General features: G+C 64.7%; 19 protein-coding genes. 11 read left to right on the top strand and 8 right to left on the bottom strand.

Annotated features, from left to right (window positions below; translation table 11 throughout):
- The first annotated feature begins 59 nt into the window (after positions 1 to 59).
- Positions 60 to 1,133, top strand: a complete 1,074-nt coding sequence (locus tag V3C33_17985) for a Gfo/Idh/MocA family oxidoreductase (GenBank protein XAS67302.1) — start codon at positions 60 to 62, stop codon at positions 1,131 to 1,133.
- A gap of 75 nt (positions 1,134 to 1,208) precedes the next feature.
- On the opposite strand, the gene ald is transcribed toward V3C33_17985, so the two are convergent.
- Complete coding sequence (gene ald / locus V3C33_17980) at positions 1,209 to 2,327, bottom strand: alanine dehydrogenase (protein XAS67301.1); 1,119 nt, start codon at positions 2,325 to 2,327, stop codon at positions 1,209 to 1,211.
- A 234-nt stretch (positions 2,328 to 2,561) separates the two neighbouring features.
- Between ald and V3C33_17975 the strand changes: the two genes are divergently transcribed.
- The gene (locus tag V3C33_17975; protein XAS67300.1) at positions 2,562 to 3,782 is read left to right on the top strand and encodes a helix-turn-helix domain-containing protein; all 1,221 of its coding nucleotides are present in this window, start codon (positions 2,562 to 2,564) and stop codon (positions 3,780 to 3,782) included.
- A gap of 9 nt (positions 3,783 to 3,791) precedes the next feature.
- On the opposite strand, the gene V3C33_17970 is transcribed toward V3C33_17975, so the two are convergent.
- The 3 genes from V3C33_17970 to ptsP form a co-directional block, all read right to left on the bottom strand.
- On the bottom strand, positions 3,792 to 4,088 hold the full coding sequence (locus tag V3C33_17970; GenBank protein XAS67299.1) for a hypothetical protein: 297 nt from the start codon (positions 4,086 to 4,088) through the stop codon (positions 3,792 to 3,794).
- A gap of 101 nt (positions 4,089 to 4,189) precedes the next feature.
- On the bottom strand, positions 4,190 to 4,642 hold the full coding sequence (locus V3C33_17965; GenBank protein XAS67298.1) for a helix-turn-helix domain-containing protein: 453 nt from the start codon (positions 4,640 to 4,642) through the stop codon (positions 4,190 to 4,192).
- Positions 4,643 to 4,730: 88 nt separating this feature from the next.
- Positions 4,731 to 6,416 (bottom strand): phosphoenolpyruvate--protein phosphotransferase, encoded by a 1,686-nt coding sequence (gene ptsP, locus V3C33_17960; protein XAS67297.1) that lies wholly within the window; start codon positions 6,414 to 6,416, stop codon positions 4,731 to 4,733.
- Positions 6,417 to 6,566: 150 nt separating this feature from the next.
- Here ptsP and V3C33_17955 point away from each other — a divergent pair, with 150 nt between their 5' ends.
- The 5 genes from V3C33_17955 (at position 6,567) to V3C33_17935 (ending at position 12,284) form a co-directional block, all read left to right on the top strand.
- The gene (locus tag V3C33_17955; GenBank protein ID XAS67296.1) at positions 6,567 to 7,295 is read left to right on the top strand and encodes a TetR/AcrR family transcriptional regulator; all 729 of its coding nucleotides are present in this window, start codon (positions 6,567 to 6,569) and stop codon (positions 7,293 to 7,295) included.
- A 74-nt stretch (positions 7,296 to 7,369) separates the two neighbouring features.
- Positions 7,370 to 9,361 (top strand): PTS mannitol transporter subunit IICBA, encoded by a 1,992-nt coding sequence (locus V3C33_17950; protein XAS67295.1) that lies wholly within the window; start codon positions 7,370 to 7,372, stop codon positions 9,359 to 9,361.
- Positions 9,361 to 10,524: a mannitol-1-phosphate 5-dehydrogenase gene (locus V3C33_17945; protein ID XAS67294.1), complete on the top strand. Its 1,164-nt coding sequence runs from the start codon at positions 9,361 to 9,363 to the stop codon at positions 10,522 to 10,524. Before V3C33_17950 ends, V3C33_17945 begins: the two co-directional genes overlap by 1 nt.
- 169 nt (positions 10,525 to 10,693) lie before the next feature.
- Positions 10,694 to 11,398, top strand: a complete 705-nt coding sequence (locus tag V3C33_17940) for an alpha/beta hydrolase (protein ID XAS67293.1) — start codon at positions 10,694 to 10,696, stop codon at positions 11,396 to 11,398.
- Positions 11,399 to 11,456: 58 nt separating this feature from the next.
- Positions 11,457 to 12,284 carry a dienelactone hydrolase family protein gene (locus tag V3C33_17935; GenBank protein ID XAS67292.1) on the top strand — a complete coding sequence of 276 codons (828 nt, stop codon included), beginning with the start codon at positions 11,457 to 11,459 and terminating at the stop codon, positions 12,282 to 12,284.
- Between the two features lie 232 nt (positions 12,285 to 12,516).
- On the opposite strand, the gene V3C33_17930 is transcribed toward V3C33_17935, so the two are convergent.
- Positions 12,517 to 13,977, bottom strand: coding sequence for an amino acid permease (locus tag V3C33_17930; protein XAS67291.1), 1,461 nt, complete (start codon positions 13,975 to 13,977; stop codon positions 12,517 to 12,519).
- Positions 13,978 to 14,144: 167 nt separating this feature from the next.
- Between V3C33_17930 and V3C33_17925 the strand changes: the two genes are divergently transcribed.
- Complete coding sequence (locus tag V3C33_17925; protein ID XAS69784.1) at positions 14,145 to 14,702, top strand: GNAT family N-acetyltransferase; 558 nt, start codon at positions 14,145 to 14,147, stop codon at positions 14,700 to 14,702.
- Between the two features lie 73 nt (positions 14,703 to 14,775).
- On the opposite strand, the gene V3C33_17920 is transcribed toward V3C33_17925, so the two are convergent.
- Complete coding sequence (locus tag V3C33_17920) at positions 14,776 to 16,215, bottom strand: sugar porter family MFS transporter (GenBank protein XAS67290.1); 1,440 nt, start codon at positions 16,213 to 16,215, stop codon at positions 14,776 to 14,778.
- Positions 16,216 to 16,770: 555 nt separating this feature from the next.
- On the opposite strand from V3C33_17920, the gene V3C33_17915 reads away from it, so the two are divergent.
- A complete protein-coding gene (locus V3C33_17915) occupies positions 16,771 to 17,208 on the top strand; it encodes a hypothetical protein (GenBank protein XAS67289.1) in 438 nt (145 codons plus the stop codon).
- 90 nt (positions 17,209 to 17,298) lie between these two features.
- Here the strand turns inward: V3C33_17915 and V3C33_17910 are convergent, their stop codons facing one another.
- Complete coding sequence (locus tag V3C33_17910; GenBank protein ID XAS67288.1) at positions 17,299 to 18,951, bottom strand: MDR family MFS transporter; 1,653 nt, start codon at positions 18,949 to 18,951, stop codon at positions 17,299 to 17,301.
- Positions 18,952 to 19,136: 185 nt separating this feature from the next.
- Positions 19,137 to 19,625, bottom strand: a complete 489-nt coding sequence (gene rraA / locus V3C33_17905) for a ribonuclease E activity regulator RraA (GenBank protein XAS67287.1) — start codon at positions 19,623 to 19,625, stop codon at positions 19,137 to 19,139.
- A 106-nt stretch (positions 19,626 to 19,731) separates the two neighbouring features.
- Here rraA and V3C33_17900 point away from each other — a divergent pair, with 106 nt between their 5' ends.
- Together V3C33_17900 and V3C33_17895 are read left to right on the top strand one after the other, a co-directional pair.
- Positions 19,732 to 21,033, top strand: a complete 1,302-nt coding sequence (locus tag V3C33_17900) for an MFS transporter (protein XAS67286.1) — start codon at positions 19,732 to 19,734, stop codon at positions 21,031 to 21,033.
- Between the two features lie 200 nt (positions 21,034 to 21,233).
- Entirely contained in the window at positions 21,234 to 21,779 is a 546-nt protein-coding gene (locus V3C33_17895) for a TetR/AcrR family transcriptional regulator (protein XAS67285.1), read from the top strand.
- Positions 21,780 to 21,902 lie beyond the last annotated feature (123 nt).

Genomic DNA, 21,902 nt, shown 5'->3' with positions numbered 1-21,902 from the left:
AACGGCAGTTACGGAGCACTCGATGAGGATCTTCTGGACGGGATGGGTAGCGTTGCCGTATGAACGGGACCGCACCTGAGAAACCCATCCGCACCGCTGTCGTTGGCTACGGCCTGTCCGGCAGTGTGTTCCATGCTCCGCTGATTGCGGCGGACCCGCGCTTTTCCTTGGACTTCATCGCCACCTCCGACGCCGGCCGGCAGTCCGCCGCGGCAAAGCGGTACCCGGATGCCAGGACAGTGCCCGACGGCGACGCCGTCCTTGCGCTCGCGGCCGACCTTGACCTCGTGGTGCTGGGGACGCCGCCCGCCACCCATTACCCGCTGGCGAAAGCCGCGCTGGAAGCCGGCCTCGACGTCGTGGTTGACAAGCCCTTTACGGTTCGCAGCGCCGAAGGCCAGGAGCTGATCGAGCTCGCCGCGCGGCTGGGCAGGGTCCTCACCGTGTATCAGAACCGGCGCTGGGACAACGGCTTCCTCACCATCCGCAAGCTGATGGACGCCGGTGAGCTGGGCGACGTGATCCGGTTTGAGTCCGCCATGGAGCGGTGGTCACCCACCATCGCCAAGAGCTGGAAGGCAGCGGCAACGGTGGATGACGGCGGCGGGATTTTCTTTGATCTCGGCACTCATCTGCTGGACATGGCGGTGCGGCTCTTCGGCCCGGCAGAGGTGATCCACGCGGAACTGTCCGCGAGGCGCGAGCAGGAAAAGGCCGATGACGACATCTTTGTGGTCCTGAACCATGCCTCCCGTGGCGGCAAACCGGCAGTGACCAGCCACCTGACCATGAACGTCCTGTGCGCCCAGCCCGGTCCGGTGTTCCGGGTTCTCGGGACAAGAGCGGGCTATACCAAGCACGGAATCGACCCCCAGGAAGCCCAGCTGATCGCAGGCGCGTTGCCCGCGGACCCGGGGTTCGGCGTCGAACTTCCCGAGGCACATGGTGAACTGGGCGTCCTGGGCGACGTCCGGCGCGTTCCCACAGAGCCCGGTGCCTATCAGGAGTTCTACCGGATTCTGGGGGAAAAGATCCACGACGGCGGCGCTGCGTCCGTGCTGCCCGTCCCCGTTGACCCGGCGGGCCCGGTTGAGGTGCTCAAACTGATTGAGCAGGCGCGGGCGCTGGCTTAAAAGCAATCGACTGCTCCGCAAATGCCGTTTTGGGGGTCCAAAAGGGCACTTGCGGAGCAGCCGATGCAATAAAAGTTACGCGGAGACCAGTGCGTGCCAGTCAGCTACGAGGGGCAGGTTGTGCGCCTCGGAGACCGAACGGTGGGTAACCTTGCCACCGGCGATGTTCAGGCCGGCGGCCAGCGCGGGGTCACGGTCGAACGCGGCTTTGACGCCCAGGTTGGCCAGCGCCACGCCGTAGCGCAGGGTGACGTTGGTCAGTGCGTAGGTGGAGGTGTTCGGAACGGCGCCCGGCATGTTAGCGACGCAGTAGAAGATGGTGTTGTGGACCTTGTACGTGGGTTCCTGGTGCGTGGTGGGGTGCGTGTCCTCGAAGCAGCCGCCCTGGTCCACGGCGATGTCCACCAGCACCGAGCCCGGCTTCATGCGGGACACCAGTTCGTTGGTGACCAGCTTGGGTGCCTTGGCGCCAGGGATCAGCACGGAGCCGATCACAAGATCGGCGTCGATTACTGACTTCTCGATCTCGTAGCTGTTGGACGCCACGGTCTTCAGACGGCCCTGGTACTGGGCATCCAGTTCGCGGAGGCGGTTGATGTTGATGTCCAGGATGGTGACATCGGCACCGAGTCCAAGTGCCATGGCTGCGGCGTTCGTTCCGGCAACACCGGCGCCGAGCACCACAACCTTGGCCGGGCGCACACCTGGTACGCCGCCCAGCAGCACGCCCTTGCCGCCGGCCGGAGCCATCAGCGACGTGGCGCCGACCTGGACGGACAGGCGGCCGGCCACCTCGGACATCGGAGCCAGCAGCGGAAGTGTGCGGCCTTCCTGCACGGTTTCGTACGCGATGGCGGTGACGCCGGAGCTAATGAGCTCCTGGGTCAGTTCCGGCTCGGCGGCCAGGTGCAGGTAGGTGAAGAGGATGAGGCCCTTGCGGAAGCGGTGGTATTCGGCCTTGATGGGTTCCTTGACCTTCATGACCATGTCCGCGCGGGACCAGACGTCGTCCGCCGCGGCGACAATTTCGGCACCGGCGATGGAGTATTCCTCGTCGGTGATGCCTGATCCCAGGCCTGCGCCACGCTCAACCAGGACCAAGTGGCCGTGGGTGCGGAACTCATGAACGCCGGCAGCGGTGATGGCTACGCGGAATTCGTTGTTCTTGATCTCTTTGGGGACACCGATGATCATTTTTTTGGCTCCATATTCGGTGGCTTTGTAGGCCTGAAATTGTCGGGAAGTGGTAATTCCAGAATAAATCCGGTTGTGAGCCAGGTGACAGGCCTCACTCGCGGCTCCGGGTGGGTAACCCCGGAATTCCGCGGGTTTTGCTTTCCGTGATTCGACATTTGTCGAGCCTACGGGCGTCAGGTGTCGCCTGCTGTCCGTTCGCCTGCCAAGCCTCTTGAGCAGTAGTGTTGCTCCATGCAACAGCAGGATGTGGAACAGCTTGTGGAGAAGGTGGCACTGAAGCTCGGACGCGGCCTTTCGCTGGAGGATCTGGACGGCGTTCTCCTTGCCTACAGCTCCAACCAGTCCCACGCGGACCGCGTCCGGGTGAACTTCCTGTTGAGCAAGCGCGTGCCCCTGGACGTCAGTGCGTGGCAGCTGTCGCATGGAATTGCGACGGCGGTGCGTCCCGTTGTGGTCCCGGCCAACCAGGAGCTGGGCATGCTGGGCCGCGTCTGTGTTCCGCTGATGGTGCGCGGTTTCCGGGTAGGTTACCTCTGGGTGCAGCAGGACGTTGAAGAACAGAGTGCTACGGCGATTCTTGCCCAGTTGCCAGAGGTGCGGGATGAGCTCGAGCTGTTGTCTGCACTGCTGCTGGACTCCAATACAGCTGAATCTGAATTCCGGCGGGGCCGCGAACGGGAGTTTTTGGCCGCCTGCGCGGGTGAAGTCAACGCGGTGGCGGCAGTGGCCGGGTGGAAAGAGGTCCAGGGCAGGGGGCCCTGGCAGCTGGTGACGGTCCTCGACGCAGACGGCTGGGCGGCCGGAGCGGATCCGATTGCCTCCACCCTGACCCACAGATCGGCCGCACTGCAGGCCACTATCGGGGTGGATGCCGCGCTGTTCAGCGCCGGCACCGAAACCCACGCTGTGGTGCTGTTCCGGGAATCCATAGGGCGGGCGGACCACGCCCAGGTATTGGTGCACTACCAGCTGGAACTCGCCAAGAGGTCAGGGCGGCCGGTCCACCGGATCATCCTGGGGGCCAGCGAGGGCTTTGCCAAACCCCGCGAGCTCGCAGAAGCGTACCGGCAGTCCAGACAGGCCGCCCAGGCCGCTGCCGTAGATCCGCAGCTGGGTGAACTGGTGGATTCCCGTGCCACCGGGGTGTACCAGCTGCTGAACTCGGCCGCCGGCGGGGCGGGTGCCTGGGGCGATTCGGGCTCGGTGTATTTCCGCACCCTTGAGGACCACGACCGCAACAACGAGCTGCTCCCGGTGCTTGAACTGCTCTACGACAACGACGGCTCCGTGCAGGACGTTGCCACCAAACTCCATCTCCACCGCAGCAGTATCTATAACCGGCTGGGCCGCATCAGGCAACTGCTTGGCGTTGATCCGCTCAGGGGAATGGTCCGGCTGGAACTCCACGCGGCGCTCAAGGCCAAGCGCTGGGCAGGGCGGCCGCGGATCTAGACGGAGCCGTCAGGCTGCGTTTCCCTCATGTTTGGACGTCTCTTCCTGGGGGAGCTGCCGCTGCACCGGTCTCATCGTTTCGAGCCCGCGTTCCAGTGATGCTGCCGGCTGCTGCGGCCCCATGGAAGCCGCCTGCCGGGCCTGCTGCAGCACCGCTGCATCGCGGCGGTGCCGGGTGATCCTGCTGTCCGCCCACATGGCAACGGCCACATAGACCACGCAGCTGGACATCACCACTGCCGTATTGTTCAGCCCCATGACGGTTCCAAGCAGGGCAGCGAGAATCATGGCGACAATGCCCGCCATGATATGCAACCCTCTGAACTTCGCCACAAACCAAGACTAACCCCGGCCAGCGGACGCTTTCCGTGCTGGCGCGGGATCGTTGCTTGATCCTTATCACTCCGTCACGGGGCGCCGGTAGCCCCGTCATTTTCGGCACTGGTCCCGGCGCTGGGGCCGGCTTCGCCCGGGGACGACCCGGCGTCCGTGTCGTTCTTCCTCTGGGTATCCAGCCACGCCATGATCGAGGCCAGCCGGATCCTGCGGTGCGTGCCACGGTATTCCACCGGAATCTCACCGCGGTCCGTCATGTTGCGCAGGTAGGTGTGGGAAATGCCGGCCAGCTCGGCAGCCTGGGACGTGGTCAACACTTCCTCCACGCTGCTGACAGTCACGGCCTCGCCCCGGCTGAACCGGCCGAGCAGATCAACGACGGCGTCCCCCGCCTCAGGCGGCAGCCGGTGGACAGTTCCGTCCACGAACACCGTGATGTCGTGGCTGCCCTGGAGGGCATGCCGGAGTTTCAGTGCTTCCTCGCCGGGAAGCCCGGCCGTCACCCTGGGAGCCATCAATGCCATGCGCAAAGCCTAGCCTGCATCGATTGCTCCTGTACCGCCGTTTTGGAGCCCCATAAGGGCCGTTGGGAGCAGCCGATGCTATTCGGGGCTACAGCCCCAGTTCTTCCAGTACGGGCAGCTTCTCCCGGACCCAGACCCGGGCCTCGGTGGCACTGGGCGCGGACAGGGCAAGTTTGGCGAGCTCCTGCGTTTCGGCCAGCGTGACAGTTTTCAGCACAGCAGCAACTGCCGCCAGCGAACGGGCGGTCATGGAAAGCGTGGAAACGCCCAGGCCGGTAAGCACGACGGCGAGTGCCGGGTCCGCCGCAGCCTCACCGCAGACGCCCACGGGTTTGTTGCTGCCCTCTGCCGCTGACCCCTCAACAGTGAGGCCCACGAGCCGGAGTACTGCAGGCTGCCATGGTGTGTTGAGCGCGGCGAGCGGGCCGAGCTGTCGGTCGGCTGCCATGGCGTACTGGGTGAGGTCGTTGGTGCCCAGGCTCGCGAAGCCCACCTCGCGCAGGATGGCCTCGGCGGTCAGCGCGGCGGAGGGAACCTCAACCATCACCCCGGGGGTCCTGATGCCTGCCGCGGAGCACAGTGAGGCGAACCGGGCAGCCTCTTCTGCCGTCGAGATCATGGGCGCCATCACCCAGACGTCTGCTTCGGAGTCCTTGTCGGCAAGCGCGATTGCCTCCAGCTGGCGCTCCAGCACCCCCGGGGTGGTGAAGTCGGTGCGGTAGCCGCGGACGCCCAGGGCCGGGTTGGGCTCGGTGGCGTCCGTCAGGAAGGGGAGCGGCTTGTCCGCGCCGGCGTCCAGCGTGCGGAGGACTACCTTCTTGCCCGGGAAGGCATCAAAGACGCCCTTGTAAGCGGCGGCCTGTTCCTCAACGGTGGGTTCGGTATCGCGTTCCAGGAAGCAGAATTCGGTACGGAAGAGCCCGACTCCCTGGGCGCCCAGGCCGGCAGCCGCCACGGCATCCTTGGCACCTCCGACGTTGGCGAGGAGGGGGACGAGGTGGCCGTCCGCCGTCGTGCCTGTTCCGTCAAAAACGGCGAGCGAGGAAGCGTTGGCCGCCCATGCCTCGGCAGCGGCACGCTGTGATTCGTCCGGATCCACGCTGATGGTGCCGCCGGCGCCATCGACGTAGACCTCGGTGCCATCGGCAAGTTCGTCAACACCTGCCGCTGCCACAACAGCCGGCAGGCCAAGGGAACGGGCGATGATGGCGGTGTGGGACTGCGGGCCGCCGCCGGCGGTGACCAGCGCCAGGATCCTGTCCGGATCCAGCGTGGCGGTATCTGCCGGCGCCAGGTCTTCCGCCACCAGGATGAACGGGGCGCTGGCGGAGGGAATGCCGGGAGCGGGGACGCCGCGCAGCTCGGCAACTATGCGGGCACGGACGTCAAGGACATCGGTGGCGCGCTCGGCCATGTAGCCGCCCAGGTTGTGCAGCATCTCGGCGACCGAGGCGCCGGCTTCCCAGATGGCTCGCTGGGCGGAAGTGCCGCGGGCGATCAGCTTGCCGGCGCCCTTGATGAGCATGGTGTCCTTGGCCATCAGCGCCGTTGCTTCCAGGACGGCCTTGCCGTCACCCGTGGCCATCTCGGCGCGCGCCTTGAGTTCGTCATGGACGGCGGTGGCGGCGGCCTTCAGCGCTGCCGTGGCGTCCTCGGCCGAGGCGCCCTCAGCCAGCAGCTCGCCGGCCGGAGGTTCGCTGATGGGTTTGGGCATTTGCCTGATGGTGCCGATGATGCGGCCGGGGCTGACGCCTACTCCTGGGAAGTTCTGCACTGAAGGTCCTCATTCTCTGCCGGTAGCCAGGCCCGCCACTGATTGCCCATACCGGCGCGACGGCGGCGTCTGACGGTGCGTTGCGGTGCCTGAAAAAATTGTATGTGATGCAGTTCATATAGCAATGCTATAGGTGATAGGGTAGCGGCTATGAGTATCGATGGCCAGTTTCCGCCCAAAATGAGGCTGTTGCGTGCGGCAGCCGAATTGCTGGCTCAATCAGACGGAGGGTCAGTATCCACCCGCCAAATCACCCAGCTGGCAGGTGTTACAGCACCGACGCTCTACCACCACTTCGGTGACAAGGAAGGATTGTTCGACGCCGTCGTCGCGGCCGGCTTCGAACAGTATGTAGTGGGCGAACGCGACTTCGCCCCGTCCGGACAACCCATGGAAGACATCCGGCGCATGTGGGACAACCATGTGCAATTTGGGCTCAAGCAGCCAGAACTTTATTTGGTTATGTTCGGCAGTATCCGCCCTCAGAGCCGCTCGGCCGTTGTCGCCAACGCTGAGGCTCTGATGGAGGAAATGCTGAACAAGGCGGCGGTCATGGGACATCTGAACGTTCCACCCAGGGAAGCAGCCAGAAGCATTCTTGCGGCCAATATGGGCGTCACGCTCATGCTGATTGCGGAGCGGGAATCCGAGCGAAACCTCGATCTTTCCGTTATGACTCGCGACGCCATGATTTTCGCGGTAGCCACGGATAAGGCCCGGGAAGCCGGGCCCAGCGAATCCGGGCAATCGTCGGTCGTAGTGGCAGCAATCGCGCTGAATGCCGCGCTCCAGGCGTCCAGTTCCGATCAGCTCTCCAGCTCGGAACTCAAGCTCTTCCTCGAATGGCTCCACCGGATCTCCACCAGCTCCACCAGCTAGGCAGCCACACCAGCTAGTCGTCGAAAATATCGGACCATCCTGCGGTGCAGCAGGAATCACGGTTAGGAAATCACATGGCAACGCAGACAGTTGCAAAACCCCGTACCAGCATGCGGGTTGGCGTCCAGAAATTCGGGACGTTCCTGTCCGGAATGATCATGCCCAACATCGGCGCGTTCATCGCCTGGGGCATCATCACGGCGCTCTTCATCCCCGATGGCCCCTTGCCCAACGCGACCCTGGCCGCGCTGGTCGGGCCAATGATCACCTACCTCCTGCCGCTCCTCATCGGCTACACCGGCGGACGGGCCATCCATGGCGTCCGCGGCGGTGTGGTGGGTGCTGCCGCGACCATGGGCGTGATCGTCGGTACCGACATTCCGATGTTCATCGGCGCCATGATCATGGGTCCGCTGACGGCCCTTGTCATGAAGAAGCTGGACAAGATCTGGGAAGGCCGGGTCAAGCCTGGCTTCGAGATGCTGATCGACAACTTCTCCGCTGGCATCGTCGGCGCCGTCTTTGCCATCTTCGGCATGCTGGTGATAGGACCGGTGGTGAAGGCCTTCAGCAACGGCGCCAGCGCCGTCGTCGAATTCCTGGTCCACAACGGCCTGCTGCCGCTGACCAGCATCTTCATCGAACCAGCCAAGGTGCTGTTCCTGAACAACGCCGTCAACCACGGCATTCTGACACCGCTGGGCACGGAGCAGGCACTGGCCAACGGCAAATCCATCCTGTTCCTGCTCGAAGCCAACCCGGGCCCCGGTGTCGGCATCCTGCTCGCGTACATGCTTTTCGGCAAGGGTTTGGCCAGGGCGTCCGCACCCGGTGCGGCCCTGATCCAGTTCTTCGGCGGCATCCATGAGATCTACTTCCCGTACGTGCTGATGAAGCCCATCATCATCCTGGCCGCGATCGGCGGCGGCATGACCGGAATCTTCACGCTCGTGGTCACCGGTGCCGGCCTGCGCTCGCCGGCCGCACCTGGCAGTATCTTCGCCGTCATCGCTTCCACAGCCAGCGACAGCTACCTCGGTGTCGGCCTGTCGGTCCTGCTCGCGGCCACGGTTTCGTTCCTGATCGCGTCCATCATCCTTAAGACGAGCAAGACACCCGAAGATGACGGCCTGGGCGAGGCCACCTCCCGGATGGAGGCGCTGAAGGGCAAGAAGAGCTCGGTTTCCTCCGCCCTCGTGGGTGCCGGAAGCATCGCCGTTATGGCCGGACCCATCCAGAACATCGTGTTCGCCTGCGACGCCGGCATGGGCTCCAGCGCCATGGGCGCCTCCGTGCTGCGGAACAAGATCAGGGCAGCCGGCTACCCGGACGTCAAGGTCACCAACTCCGCCATCGCCAACCTCAGTGACACCTACGACGTGGTCATCACGCACCAGGACCTGGCTGAACGGGCAAAGCCCGCCACAGCCAGCGCCGTGCACGTGTCCGTGGACAACTTCATGAACAGCCCGCGGTACGACGAAATTGTGGAGCTGGTCCGCAGCAGCAACGCTGAAAGCGCGTCCGACGGCGGTGCTCCCGGTGGCGGTTCAGGCACCGGCGGTGCCTTTGTCGCGGGCGCTCACGGCGCTCACGTGGCCGTGCCACCTGCGGCGGCAGCCGCCGTCGCGCCTTCAGGCATCCTGGTGGCTGACAGCGTGATCCTGAACGGTACTGCCACCACGCGGGATGCTGCGATCGACGAAGCCGGCCAGCTCCTGCTGGCCCGCGGCGCCGTGGACAACGACTACATCCTGGCCATGCACGAACGCGAGGAATCCGTGTCCACGTACATGGGCAGCTTCCTGGCCATCCCGCACGGCACCAACGCGGCCAAGGACCACATCCTGAAGTCCGCGGTGTCCGTGATCCGCTACCCGGACGGCATCGACTGGAACGGAAAGCAGGTCAGGTTCGTGGTGGGTGTGGCCGGTATCAACAACGAGCACCTTCACATCCTGTCCTCGATCGCCAAGGTGTTCACGGACAAGGCCCAGGTGGCACAGCTCGAGGCCGCCACCTCCGTTGAGGAAGTGCTGGAGCTGTTCGGAAAGGTTAATTCATAGTGAAGGCAGTTCATTTCGGAGCCGGAAACATCGGCCGGGGATTTGTGGGGCTACTGCTGCACCAGGCGGGGTATGAGGTGGTGTTCGCCGACGTTGCGGATGCCCTGATTTCCCAGCTCGCCGCGGCGGACAGCTACAACGTCCACGAAGTGGGGGTGAACCCCACCGTCCGGACGGTGGATAACTTCCGCGCGCTCAATTCCGGCGCCCGGGAAGCGGACGTCATCGCGGAAATCGCGACGGCGGACATCGTCACCACGGCCGTGGGGCCGCACATCCTGAAGTTCGTGGCACCGGTGATCGCCCGCGGCCTTGCCGGCCGGCCGGCGAGTCTGGCACCGCTGCAGGTGATGGCGTGTGAAAACGCCATCAACGCCACTGACATCCTGCACTCGGAAGTTACGGCGCTCTGGGATGACGCCGTTGGGCCGCTGGACTCGGCGGCCGTGTTTGCCAACACGGCAGTGGACCGGATTGTGCCCAACCAGGAGCCAGGCCAGGGCCTGGACGTCACGGTGGAAACGTTCTACGAATGGGTCATCGACAGCACGCCGTTCGGAGGGAGTGCCCCCGTCATTCCGGGCGCAACGTTTGTGGACAACCTGGAGCCGTACATCGAGCGCAAGCTCTTCACGGTGAACACAGGCCACGCCGCAGCCGCCTACTTTGGTTACGAGGCCGGCCTCGGGAAAATCTCGGAGGCCATGGCCGACCAGGACGTGGCCGAAGACGTTCGGGCCGTCCTGGAGGAGACCAAGCAGCTGCTAGTCGCCAAGCATGGCTTCAACCACGACGAGCAGGAAGCGTACGTGCAGAAGATCCTGGGGCGGTTCAGCAACCCGTATCTGCCGGACACCGTGAACCGGGTGGGCCGGGCTCCGCTGCGCAAACTCGGCAGGCACGAACGATTCATCGGCCCGGCGGCCGAGCTGGCGGAGCGCGGGATTGTGCCAGAGGCGCTGCTGGGAGCCATCGCGGCAGCCCTGCGTTTCAACCATCCCGCCGACGCCGAAGCGGTGGAACTGGCCAGGATCATTGCCGGATCAACCGCGGAGGAAGCAACGGCGAGGGTTACCGGGCTGGCCCCGGATCACCCGCTCTTCGCCGCCGTCTGCAGCCTGGTGGAAGAGCGCAAGGCAGAAGGCTCCACCGCGCCCGCCTGACCGCCCGTTAGCGCACGACGCCGGAACTCAACCTGGGGTCCGGCGTCGTCGTTGAAGTCGTTGGCGTCGTTTAAGGGCGGGTTCCGTGACTCATCGGGGTCATGTACTTATCTGAAAAACCGGGCCGGGGCGGGTTCCGCGTTCTGGCAGGGCGGCGTAGGGTACCGTCATGGACATCATCCTGGTTCCCGGGTTCTGGTTGGACGCGTCGTCATGGTCTGAGGTCACGCCACCGCTCGTCGCGGCGGGGCATCGGGTCCTCCCGCTCACGCTGCCAGGGCTGGAAGCGGCTGATGCGCCGCGGGCCGGCATCGGGCTGCGTGACCACATCGACGCTGTGGCGGCGGCGGTCGACACCATAAGCGGTCAGGTGGTTCTGGTCGGCCATTCCGGCGGCGGCGCCATCATCTACGGAGCCGTGGACGCGCGTCCGGATCGCGTGGCCCGCGCCGTGTACGTGGACAGCGGTCCACTCGCCGACGGCGGTGTCATCAACGATGAGCTCCCGGCCGAGGGGGACGACGTGCCGCTGCCGCCGTGGGACGGCTTCGAGGAGGCCGACCTCGTCGATTTGGACGAGGAGTTGCGGGCCGCGTTCCGTGCCCGCGCCATCCCGCAGCCGCGGGGCGTGGCGCAGGACCAGCAGCAACTCCACGATGAGCGCCGCTACGACGTCCCGGCCACAGTCATTGCCTGCGAGTTCCCGTCTGCCCTGCTCACCGAGTGGATCGAGGCCGGCCACCCGTACGTGGCGGAGCTCGCACGCATTCACGACGTCGAGTACGTGGACCTGCCCACCGGTCACTGGCCCCAGTTCACCAGGCCGGCGGAGCTCGGCGCGGCGATTCTTGCCGCCGTCGACCGGACGGTATGAACCGGGCCTGGTTCACTGCCGCGAACCCTGTGCAAAGCCGGGATGCATGGGAAACATGATGACGATCGGAAACGCCGAAACCCCCGTTCAGGCCTATGTCAGCGAACCCGCGGGCCGGCCCAGGGGAGCCCTGATCGTGATCCATGAAGTGTGGGGCCTCGTGGACCACACCAGGGACGTCGCTGACCGGTTCGCGGCAGAGGGTTACCTGGTTCTGGCGCCGAACCTGTTGGCGGATACGGCCATGACTCCCGAACTTGCCAAGGAACTTCAGGCGTCTCTTTTCGATCCGCAGCAGCGCAGCAAAGCCCAGCCGAAGCTCCGGGAAGTCATGGCGCCGCTCCATGCACCTGACTTCGCGGCACGGACCAACGCGGCCGTCCAGGCCTGCTTCGACCACCTCAACGGCATTCCGGCCGTCGCCGGGCGAGTGGCGGTCGCTGGCTTCTGCTTCGGCGGAACCTATAGCTTCTCGTTGGCAACGCAGGAACCCCGGCTGCGGGCCGCCATACCGTTCTACGGACACGCCGATTTCTCCGACGAAAAGCTCCGCAACATCAGCTGCCCCGTCCTCGCCTTCTATGGCGAGAACGACAAAGCCCTCACAGACAAGCTGCCGGAGCTGGAAGCCCGGATGACCGCCGCCGGTGTGGATTTCAACGCTGTCGTGTACCCCGGGACCGGACACGCTTTCTTCAACGACACCAACGACTGGACGTACAACGCCGGCGCTACGGCCGACGCCTGGACCAGAACCCTGGCATTCTTGACACGAATGTCGCCGCCTGAGCCCGGCCGGTCCAGCCGCGCATTGCTCGAGGGCCACAGGGGCCCACAATGTAGGAATCCTCCAAAGAGCGTTGCCGGGGCAATATTTGACTGTTAAATGGCAGGGACGGGGCGAATAATTAAATGGCAGGGACCAGGCGAACTGCCCGGTCCCTGCCTTCCAGCCTGTAAGTCGTCAGATGACGGCCAAAGTGCGGCGGCGTAGCCCGCCGGGCAACGTCGTCAATACGGGATCGATACGGCAAACTGCCAATAAACCCTGTCAATAACCTAGAGCGCCAACAACCCCGCTTCACCGGTTCTTGACACTCCGCGAAAACAGCCGGAACCTAGCTGACCAAGGCCGTTTCGGCGTCGGCCATTGCCTTCCATTCCGCCACGCGCGCCTGATGCAGCGGCGTGCGGCGGACGATTGCGTAGGCAATGCCCAGCACAGCGAACCAGATGGGCGTCACCAGCAGTGCCGTGAGCGTGTCCGGTTGCGTAGTCAGTGCCCAGATGAGGAACGCGAAGAAGGCAAACACCACCCAGACCATGGGAATGCCGCCGGGCATCTTGAACGTCGACGCGTTGTGCAGCTCCGGGCGGCGCTTCCGGAAGACCAGATAGCTGGCCAGGATGATGCTCCACACGAACATGAAGCAGACGGCGGACACGGTGGTGACCATGTCGAACGCCACCCCGACGTCCTTGCCCGCGTAAATCAGGGCAATGCCGGCAAGCAAGAGCACGCAGGACAGGAACAGGGCGTTCTGCGGGACCTTGCGGCTGGACAGGCGGCCGAAGACCTTGGGGGCATCGCCGTCGTTCGCCAGGCCGAATACCATGCGCGAGGTGGAGTAGATGCCTGAGTTGGCTGAGGACATCGCCGAGGTCAGCACTACCAGGTTGACCACCATGGCTGCCATGCCGAGGCCGGCAAGCGAGAACATCCCGATGAACGGGCTGTGGCCGGCCTTGAACTCGGTCCACGGCGTGACGGCCATCAGGATGATGAGGGCGCCCACGTAGAACAGCATGACGCGCAGCGGAATGGCGTTGATGGCGCGGGGCAGGTTGTGCTCCGGGTTCTTGGTCTCGGCGGCTGCCGTACCCACCAGTTCAATGCCAACAAACGCGAAGACGGCGATCTGGAATCCGGCCACAAAGCCCATGAATTCCTTGGGGAAGAAGCCGCCATGGCTCCAGAGGTTGCTGAACGCGGCGGCGCCGGCCTCGGACTTGAAGCCCGTGAAGATCATCACCAGGCCGACCGCAATGAGCGCCACGATGGCAACGATCTTGATCAGCGCGAACCAGAACTCGGTTTCGCCGAATGCCTTGACGGTGGGCAGGTTCAGCAACAGCAGGATCACAATGGTCGCAATGCCCGGGACCCACAGCTGGATGCCCGGCCAGAGTTCATTCGCGTAGCCGGCAATGGCAATAACGTCCGCCACACCGGTGACCACCCAGCAGAACCAGTAGGTCCAGCCGGTGAAGAAGCCGGCCCAGGGGCCCAGGAGGTCGCCGGCGAAATCGCTGAACGACTTGTAGTTCAGGTTGGACAGCAGCAGCTGGCCCATGGCGCGCATCACGAAGAACAGCATGAAGCCGATGATCATGTACACAAAAATCACGGACGGGCCGGCCACCGAAATGGTCTTGCCGGAGCCCATGAACAGGCCGGTGCCGATGGCGCCGCCGATCGCCAGAAGCTGGATGTGCCGGTTGCTCAGCGAACGTGCAAGGTGGGGTTCGCTGTCCCGGCTGGAGGCAGTTCTCTGCCCCGTGGTTGTCTGCTCAGACATCAATAGAATCCTTCGTGAGGTCCGCCTCCGGAGTGACGGCGGTTACAAATCAGCGTTTCCACCGTACCCTCTCCGGAGCAATGCCACGGACACTCAAACCACCGACGGCCAGCCGGACACTGTGGCATGCTTTTCGGGTGACCCAAGACTCTGGTGCCCGGACCCCCTTGCTGGCTTTCGACGTCGACGGCGGTACGTTCCGCCTGCGCCCCGCGCGGCGGTCGGATCTACCGGACGTCGTCCGGCTTCTCGCCGACGATCAGCTCGGCGCCACTCGCGAGGACTCCGCGGATCTGCCCGCGATCCTTCAGCTGTTGGCTGATGACCAGCTAGGCGCCGCGCGCGAGGATCTTTCGGAGCTCGCACCGTACGCAGATGCCTTTGAGGCGATCGACGCTGATCCGGCTCACCTGCTGCTGGTGGGCGAGCTGGTACCCGCAGGCGCGGGAGGCAGCTCCGTGGTGGCCACTTTCCAGCTGAGTTTCCTGCCAGGGTTATCGCGCCGCGGATCCTGGCGCTCGCAGATCGAAGCCGTCAGGGTATCCGGCGCATTGAGGGGCCGGGGCGTTGGCGCTGCCATGGTGCAGTGGGCCATCGGGGAGTCGCGGAGCCGCGGTTGCACACTGATGCAGCTCACCACGGACAAGTCCCGCGTGGATGCCCACCGCTTCTACGAACGGCTTGGCTTTGCGGCCAGCCATGAGGGCATGAAGCTCAAACTCTGATTTCCGCAGCGGAGCCGCCGTCGTCGCACCTCGGCGCTCCAGCCCGGGATGCTGTTCGGGGCCGAGGGGCGGTCTAGATCCTGGCGGAGCCCTTCTTGACGAACAGTGTTTCTGCCTGCTCCAGGGACATGCCGTTGGTCTCCGGCACCTTGTAGAACACAAAGAAGAACGACGCCGCCGCGAAGAGTGCGTACATGGCATAGGTCAGGGGCAGAGAAGCTGACGCCATGGCGGGGAAGCTCAGCGTGATGGCGAAGTTGGCGATCCACTGGGCAGCTGCGGCCAGGCCCAGAGCGCGCGCACGGATCCTTGACGGGAAGATCTCGCCAAGGAGCACCCATACCAGCGGGCCCCACGATGCACCGAAGCTGATGACAAACACGTTGGCGGCCACAAGTGCCACGGGCCCCCAGGCGCCGGGCAGCGAGATATCCGGGCCGGATCCCACAGCGGAGGAGAACGCCAGGGCCATGGTGCCGAGCGAGGCTGCCATGCCGATGGAGCCGGTCAGGAGAATGGGCCGCCTGCCGATCCGGTCCACCAGCGCGATGGCCACAAGTGTCACCAGGATGTTGGTAATCGCAGTGGCCACCGAGATGGTGAGCGAGTCCTTCTCCTCGAAGCCCACAGCCTTCCACAGCGTGGTGGAGTAGTAGAAAATCACGTTGATGCCAACGAACTGCTGCAGCACCGAGAGCGTGATGCCCACCCACACCACGGCCTGCAGTCCGAAGGTCCTGCCCCGGAGCGAGCCCTTCTGGCCGGCCAGCTTGTCCTCCTGGATGGCATCCCGGATTTCGCGGATGTGCCGGTCGGTGTCCTCGTCCGGCACGATGGAGTTGAAGACTCTGCGGGCTTCCTCGTCCTTGCCCTGGAACACCAGGAAGCGCGGGGACTCGGGCAAGGTGAAGGCGATCCAGCCGTACACCACAGCCGGAACGGCCGCGGCCAGGAACATCCAGCGCCAGGCTTCAATGCCCAACCACAGTGCCTGGTCAGCCCCGCCGGCCGTAGTGGCAAACAGTGCGTCCGAAAGGAGCGCGGCAAAGATGCCGGTGGTGATGGCCAGCTGTTGCAGGGAGGCCAGGCGTCCGCGGACCTGCCGCGGGGAAATCTCCGAAATGTAGGCCGGCGCAATGACCGAGGCCAGGCCGATTCCCAGGCCACCCACCAGGCGCCAGAAGATCAGGTCCCAGACCCCGAAGGAGAAGCAGGTGCCGATGGCGCTGACCAGGAACAGGAGCGCGCCGATCTTCATTGCCGGGATTCGGCCCCAGCGGTCGGCTGCTTTTCCGGCCATGTAGGCGCCGGCGGCACAGCCAAGGAGGGCAACGGCCACGGCGAACCCGGTGACGGCTTCACTGAGCGCGAATTCTTCCTTGATGGCATCAACGGCACCGTTTACCACCGAGGAGTCGAAGCCGAAGAGGAAGCCGCCCACAGCCCCCGCGAGTGCCAGCCAGATCACCCGCTTGGGAATTTTGGCGGTGGTTTGCTCCTTGACGGTGGACATGGGACTCCCTCTGGGATGTGTGGGTTCGGTTTTGCGGTGCGGACGTTGTCGTCGGAAACCGGCCAGCTGGCCGGCGCACGCGCTAAACAGTGTGGCACGTCACGCCCGGACGATCCACTCTGTTGCGTGACGGAAAGGAGGACGACGACGGCGGCGCCTCCCGCCGTCGTGATTTCCCGCCGAGGTGAGAGTTGCCGCCCGTGATTCTAAAAGACATGGGCGCGAAGTCTCACCTCGGCGGCAGGTGCGGCCTGTGGAGGAGAAGTGAATGGCTAATTGTGGATAGCCAAAATGCGTTCCCCGGAATCTCGCCACAATGAGGGAATACGACGACTCGAGCTTCCCCTGTCACTGACTTCCGGGTCTTTTTCCGTCGGCACTTCCGACGCCGCCGGAGTACCGCACTGCGGGCGTACACCGAGCTGGATGATTCCTGCGTGCTGTGTCACTTCAGTGCGGCCCGTCTCTGGTGTGCGCACCTGCCGCCCTGGGCTGAAAACGACTGGCGGGTCCACCTGGCCCGCCCCCGGGGCGGGAGCATTCCGAAACGGGCCAATGTGGCGGGACACCGTGCAGGCGCTGGGCGGGATCCTTGCCGCTCATCCCGGCGCCCGGAACATCCGGACAGCACGTGAGGCGCTTGGCCTGGTCCGGGTGGGTGCCGATTCCCCGCCTGAGACTCATCTGCGCCTTGCCATTGTCCGGGCCGGCCTGCCGGAACCGGTGCTGAATCATGTGGTGTGGGGAAGCGCCGGCGCACCGGAACTGTGGCCTGACGCGGCATACCCGGAGTACTCGGTGTCCCTGCAGTATGACGGCGCCCATCATGGTGAACCAGGCCAGCACCTGCGGGACATCCGGAGAGCGGGCACCACGGACCGGCTGGGGTGGTTGGAAGTGCGGTTGTGCAAGGATGACCTCAAAGGGGAGCGTCCCGCCGTCGTCCACAAGGTCCGCCGGGCGCTGCAGTCCCGCGGCTGGGCCGCGAGGTGAGACTTGGCGCCCATGTTTCTCTAGAACTTGGGCGCGAAGTCTCACCTCGGCGGTGGGCGCAGCCCGCAGCGGGGCGAGCGGCCGGAAAAGCTAGTGGGCCGGGACGGACTCCTGGGCGGCGGCCTTCGGATCCGTGAGCTTCTTGTTCGGCAGGGCGAAACTGATCAGGAACGCGATGCCCGTGAGCACAGCGGCCGTGAGCATCACGATGTCCACCGCCTGGGCAAACCCTTCAGTGATGGGCCGGGTGAGGGTGCTGTTGGCGGTGTGCAGCCAGGAAGTGTCGTTGAGGGAGTCGTTGGAGGCGCCCTTCTCGAAGAACTCGTAGAGCTTGGCGTTGGCGGGATCAGCTGCCACGGAAGGATCGCGCAGGACCGCCAGGTAGTCCGCGTTCTGCAGCACGTCCTTCATACCGGTGGCGATCCTGTCCGCGGCCAGGCTGAAGAGCATGGAGATGAACACGGCCGTGCCTACGGCGCCGCCCATGGAGCGGAAGAATGCGGCGGAGGACGTGCCCACGCCCATGTCCTTCGGCGGCACGGAGACCTGCATGGCGAGGGTGAGCGGCTGCATGCAGAAGCCCAGCCCCAGGCCGAAGAACACCGCGACCAGGCCGGGAACCCAGAGCCCGGTGTCCGCGCCCAGCGATAGGCCCATCACGACGGCGGAAGCCGTCAGGATTCCCGTGCCCAGGATGGGGAAGATGCGGTACGTGCCCGACGCCGAGATGGTGCGTCCGGCGGTGATGGAGCCGAAGAGGATACCCACGGTGAAGGTGATCATCATCAGGCCGGCCTCGGTGGGGGTGAGGCCCTTGACCAGTTGGAGGTACATGGGGAGCATGGCGATGGCGCCGAACATGCCGATGCCGATGATGAAATTCAGCAGCGAGGACAGCCCGAAGGTGATGTTTTTGAAGAGACGCAGCGGGATCAGCGCGTAGTCGCCGGCGTGCCTTTCAGCCAGCAGGAACCAGACGATGCCCACGATGCCCAGGCCGTAGCAGAGGAAAGAATCAACGGAGGTCCAGCCCCAGCTTCGGCCCTGTTCGGCCACGAGCAGCAGCGGCACAATGGCCAGCGTGATGGCCGCGGCGCCCCAGTAGTCGATCTTCTGCTTCACGTGCTTGGCGGGCAGATGCAGATAAAGGAACACCACTGTCAGCGCGGCCAGGCCGATGGGCAGGTTGATGAAGAACACCCAGCGCCAGCCGTCGAAGCCCAGAATGTTGGCCGAGCCGGCGAAGGCACCGCCCACTACCGGGCCCAGCACCGAGGAGATGCCGAAGACGGACATGAAGTAGCCCTGGTATTTGGCCCGGTCCTTCAGTGCAACGATGTCGCCGATGATGGTCAGGGCGAGGGCCAGCAGACCGCCGGCGCCGAGGCCCTGGACGCCGCGGGCGATTGCCAGCTCCGTCATGGAGTGCACCGAGCCCGCATACAGCGAACCGGCCAGGAAGATCAGGATGGCGGCGAGGTACAGCGGGCGGCGTCCGAAGATGTCGCTCAGCTTGCCGTACAGCGGGGTGCTTACGGTGGACGTGATGAGGTAGGCGGTGGTGGCCCAGGCCTGCAGGGAAAGCCCGTCGAGGTCGTTGGCGATGGTGTAGATGGAGGTGGACACGATGGTCTGGTCCAGCGATGACAGGAACATGCCGAGCATGAGTCCCACCATCACGGTGACGGTCTGGCGGTGGGTCAGGACCTCTCCTGCGGCGCGCACGGAGGTGGCTTTGGACATAACTGCTCCAGGGGAAGAATAGGGATGGAACTGGATCGAACCAGGTTAGTTGCTTTCAGTAACTATGTTAGTTCCCGCTTTGTTCCCGCAGAAGCCGCCGAAGTGAGATTTCGCGCCCATGATCCCCCACGACATGGGCGCAAAGTCTCACCTCGGCGGCGGCAGCTGTGGTGGTGGGGTCGTGCTCAGCGCTCCACCAGGATTCCGTCGGAATCACACCAGATCATTGCACCGGTACGGACATTCACGCCGTCGATGGTCAGGTCCACATCAGTCTCGCCGGCGCCCGCCTTGGCGCTTTTGCGCGGGTTGCTGCCCAGAGCCTTGACGCCGAGCGGCAGTCTCGCAATGGCGTCGCGGTCCCGGATAGCGCCGTTAATTACGACGCCGGCCCAGCCGTTTGCCACGGCGCTTTCGGCAATCATGTCCCCCATGAGCGCCGTGCGCAGCGAGCCGGCGCCGTCCACCACCAGCACGGCACCATGGCCCGGCGTGGCCAGGGTGGACTTCACCAGGGCGTTGTCCTCAAGGCAGCGGATGGTCCTCACCGGACCGCTGAAATGGGAGTGGCCGCCCAGCGACAGGAACTGCAGCGAGACCGAGTCCAGTTCCTCGCCGCGTTCGTCGTAGAGGTCTGCGGTGTTGACGGGCACGTTCTCGGGGGAGCGGGTCATTGATTCTCCTCGTCGGTGAATTCTTGGGCAGCCGTGTGACAAGCGGGGCCGTGATGCCCACGATAGTCTGAAATCACACCGATCAACCGTTCCAGGGGAGCCTGCCATGAGCCTGTCCGACACACCCGGCGCAGTGCCTGATCCCGCGGCCATGGCGGCGCGTTCCACCACGGCGCTCGCCGAACCGACCGCAAGCGTCCGGCCGCTCTGGACCACCGGAGTTGTCCTCGTGAACGTTGGCATCAACGCCGCGTTCTTCGGACCCATCCAGGTCCTCCTGGGCCAGCAGGCGGAGCACTTTGACCCGGGCCAGAAGGAAGCCATCCTGGCCCTCGTCACCGGTGCGGGCGCTGCGGTTTCACTCGTGGCCAACCCGCTTTTCGGTGCCTTCAGCGACCGCACCACCTCCAGGTTCGGCCGCCGCGTGCCGTGGGTCCTGGCGGGTGCTGTCCTGGGCGCGGCAGCACTCATCGGCCTGGCCGGGGCGCCGAACGTGGCCATCATGACGCTCCTCTGGTGCGTGGTGCAGGCCGGCTGCAACGGCGCCTATGCCGCCATCACAGCGGCAATTCCGGACCGTGTTCCCGTACCTCAGAGGGCCACCGTGGGTGGGCTGGCGGCCATGGGCCAGACGGTAGGTATCCTGATCGGCGCGGTGATTGCCGCCGTCGTCAGCGGAAACTTTGCCCTCGGTTATCTGGTGTGTGCCGCGGCGCTGGTCGCAGGCGTGGTGATGTACTTCTTCAAGAGCGACGACGCACCCCTTCCGGCCGACGCCCGGCCTGGGCTGAACTGGGCCGGGTTTCTGATCAGTTTTGTGCGCCCGCTGCGGCACCCCGATTTTGCCTGGGCCTGGATCACCCGGCTGCTGGTCAACATCGGCAACCACATGGTCACCCTGTATCTGCTGTTTTTTCTCGCGGACGCGGTGCACCTGAAGGAAACCACGGGGATGGAGCCGGCGTTCGGAGTCCTCATCCTGACCGGGCTGTATGCCGTATTCGTGATCATCACCAGCGTTGTCGGCGGCCGGCTCAGCGACCGCATGGGGAAACGGAAGCCGCTGGTCATCGCGTCCTCCGTGATCATCGCCATCGCGTCCCTCATTCTGGCGTTCGCTCCCACCTGGATCGGCGGCATTGTGGGCGCCAGCGTGCTTGGCATCGGCTTCGGCGCGTACCTTGCCGTTGATTTTGCGCTCATCACCCAGGTGCTGCCGAGCGCTGACGACCGCGGCAAGGACCTGGGCGTTATCAACATCGCCAACTCGCTCCCGCAGGTCATCGCGCCGGCCATCGCGTGGCCATTTGTCACGCTCTGGGGCGGCTATGTGTCGCTGTATGTGGCCGCTGCCGTGATTGGTCTCCTGGGTGCCGTGTTTGTGGTCAAAATCAAGGGGGTTGACTGAGGAAATGCAGACAAATGACGACGGCGGTGCTCCGCTGCCTGTGCGCTTCCACCCCCTAGCAAGTGGACGAATTACGTCAAAGTTGCGTGCCGTATAGTTGAATCGAATTGCAGGCCGTGCGGGATGAGGACGCTCCTGGCCGCTGCAAAAAACCCACGTCCGGAATGCTGATGCCCCAATTCACTTCAGAACTTCCACCCATGGCTGCACCGCCCACCATGCCGCGGCAGCAGCTGCGCTATGCCCGGATTCTGGATGTTTCCGCGGGCTTTGCGCGCAAGGGATTGGACTCCGTAACTCTCTCCGAGGTGGCGGCGAAGGCCGATGTTCCCCTTGGCACCCTTTACCGGTACTTTCCGTCCTCCACCCACCTGATGCTGGCGCTGTACCGCCACCAGCTGGGCGAACTGCAGGTGGGCAGCAGACCCGCCGCCGGACGCTTCCGGGTCCACGCCTTGGCCGGTGTGCTGATGGAAATCTTCCACATGCGGGTCATGCAGCCGGCTGTGGAGCAATGCCTGAACCACGGCGTCTACCTCAAGGACCGGGACACCACCGGGCTTCTCCGCGAGATCGATTCGATCTCCGAACGGACGGTCACCACGGCAAGCGGCGACGACGCCCGGTCACGTGTTCTCCTGCTGACAGTCACCGGTCTGGTCCAGTCCGTCCGCTGCCGCCGGCTTTCGCTTTTCGAGGCGGAAGAGGACTTGAAGAAGGCCTGTTCGCTGCTGGCGCCGCGATAGCGCTCCAGCCCGGGACGCTTCAGCCCGGGACGCCTCGGCTCCGCCGACAACACGACGTAACTGGTCTAGACCAATTCCCGAAAAAATCCGCTTAGATCGGTGATGTGGGCCACAGGAACCTCA

This window comes from Micrococcaceae bacterium Sec5.7, assembly GCA_039636785.1.
Taxonomy (GTDB): Bacteria; Actinomycetota; Actinomycetes; order Actinomycetales; family Micrococcaceae; genus Arthrobacter.
This window is presented reverse-complemented; position numbering and strand designations above follow the sequence as displayed.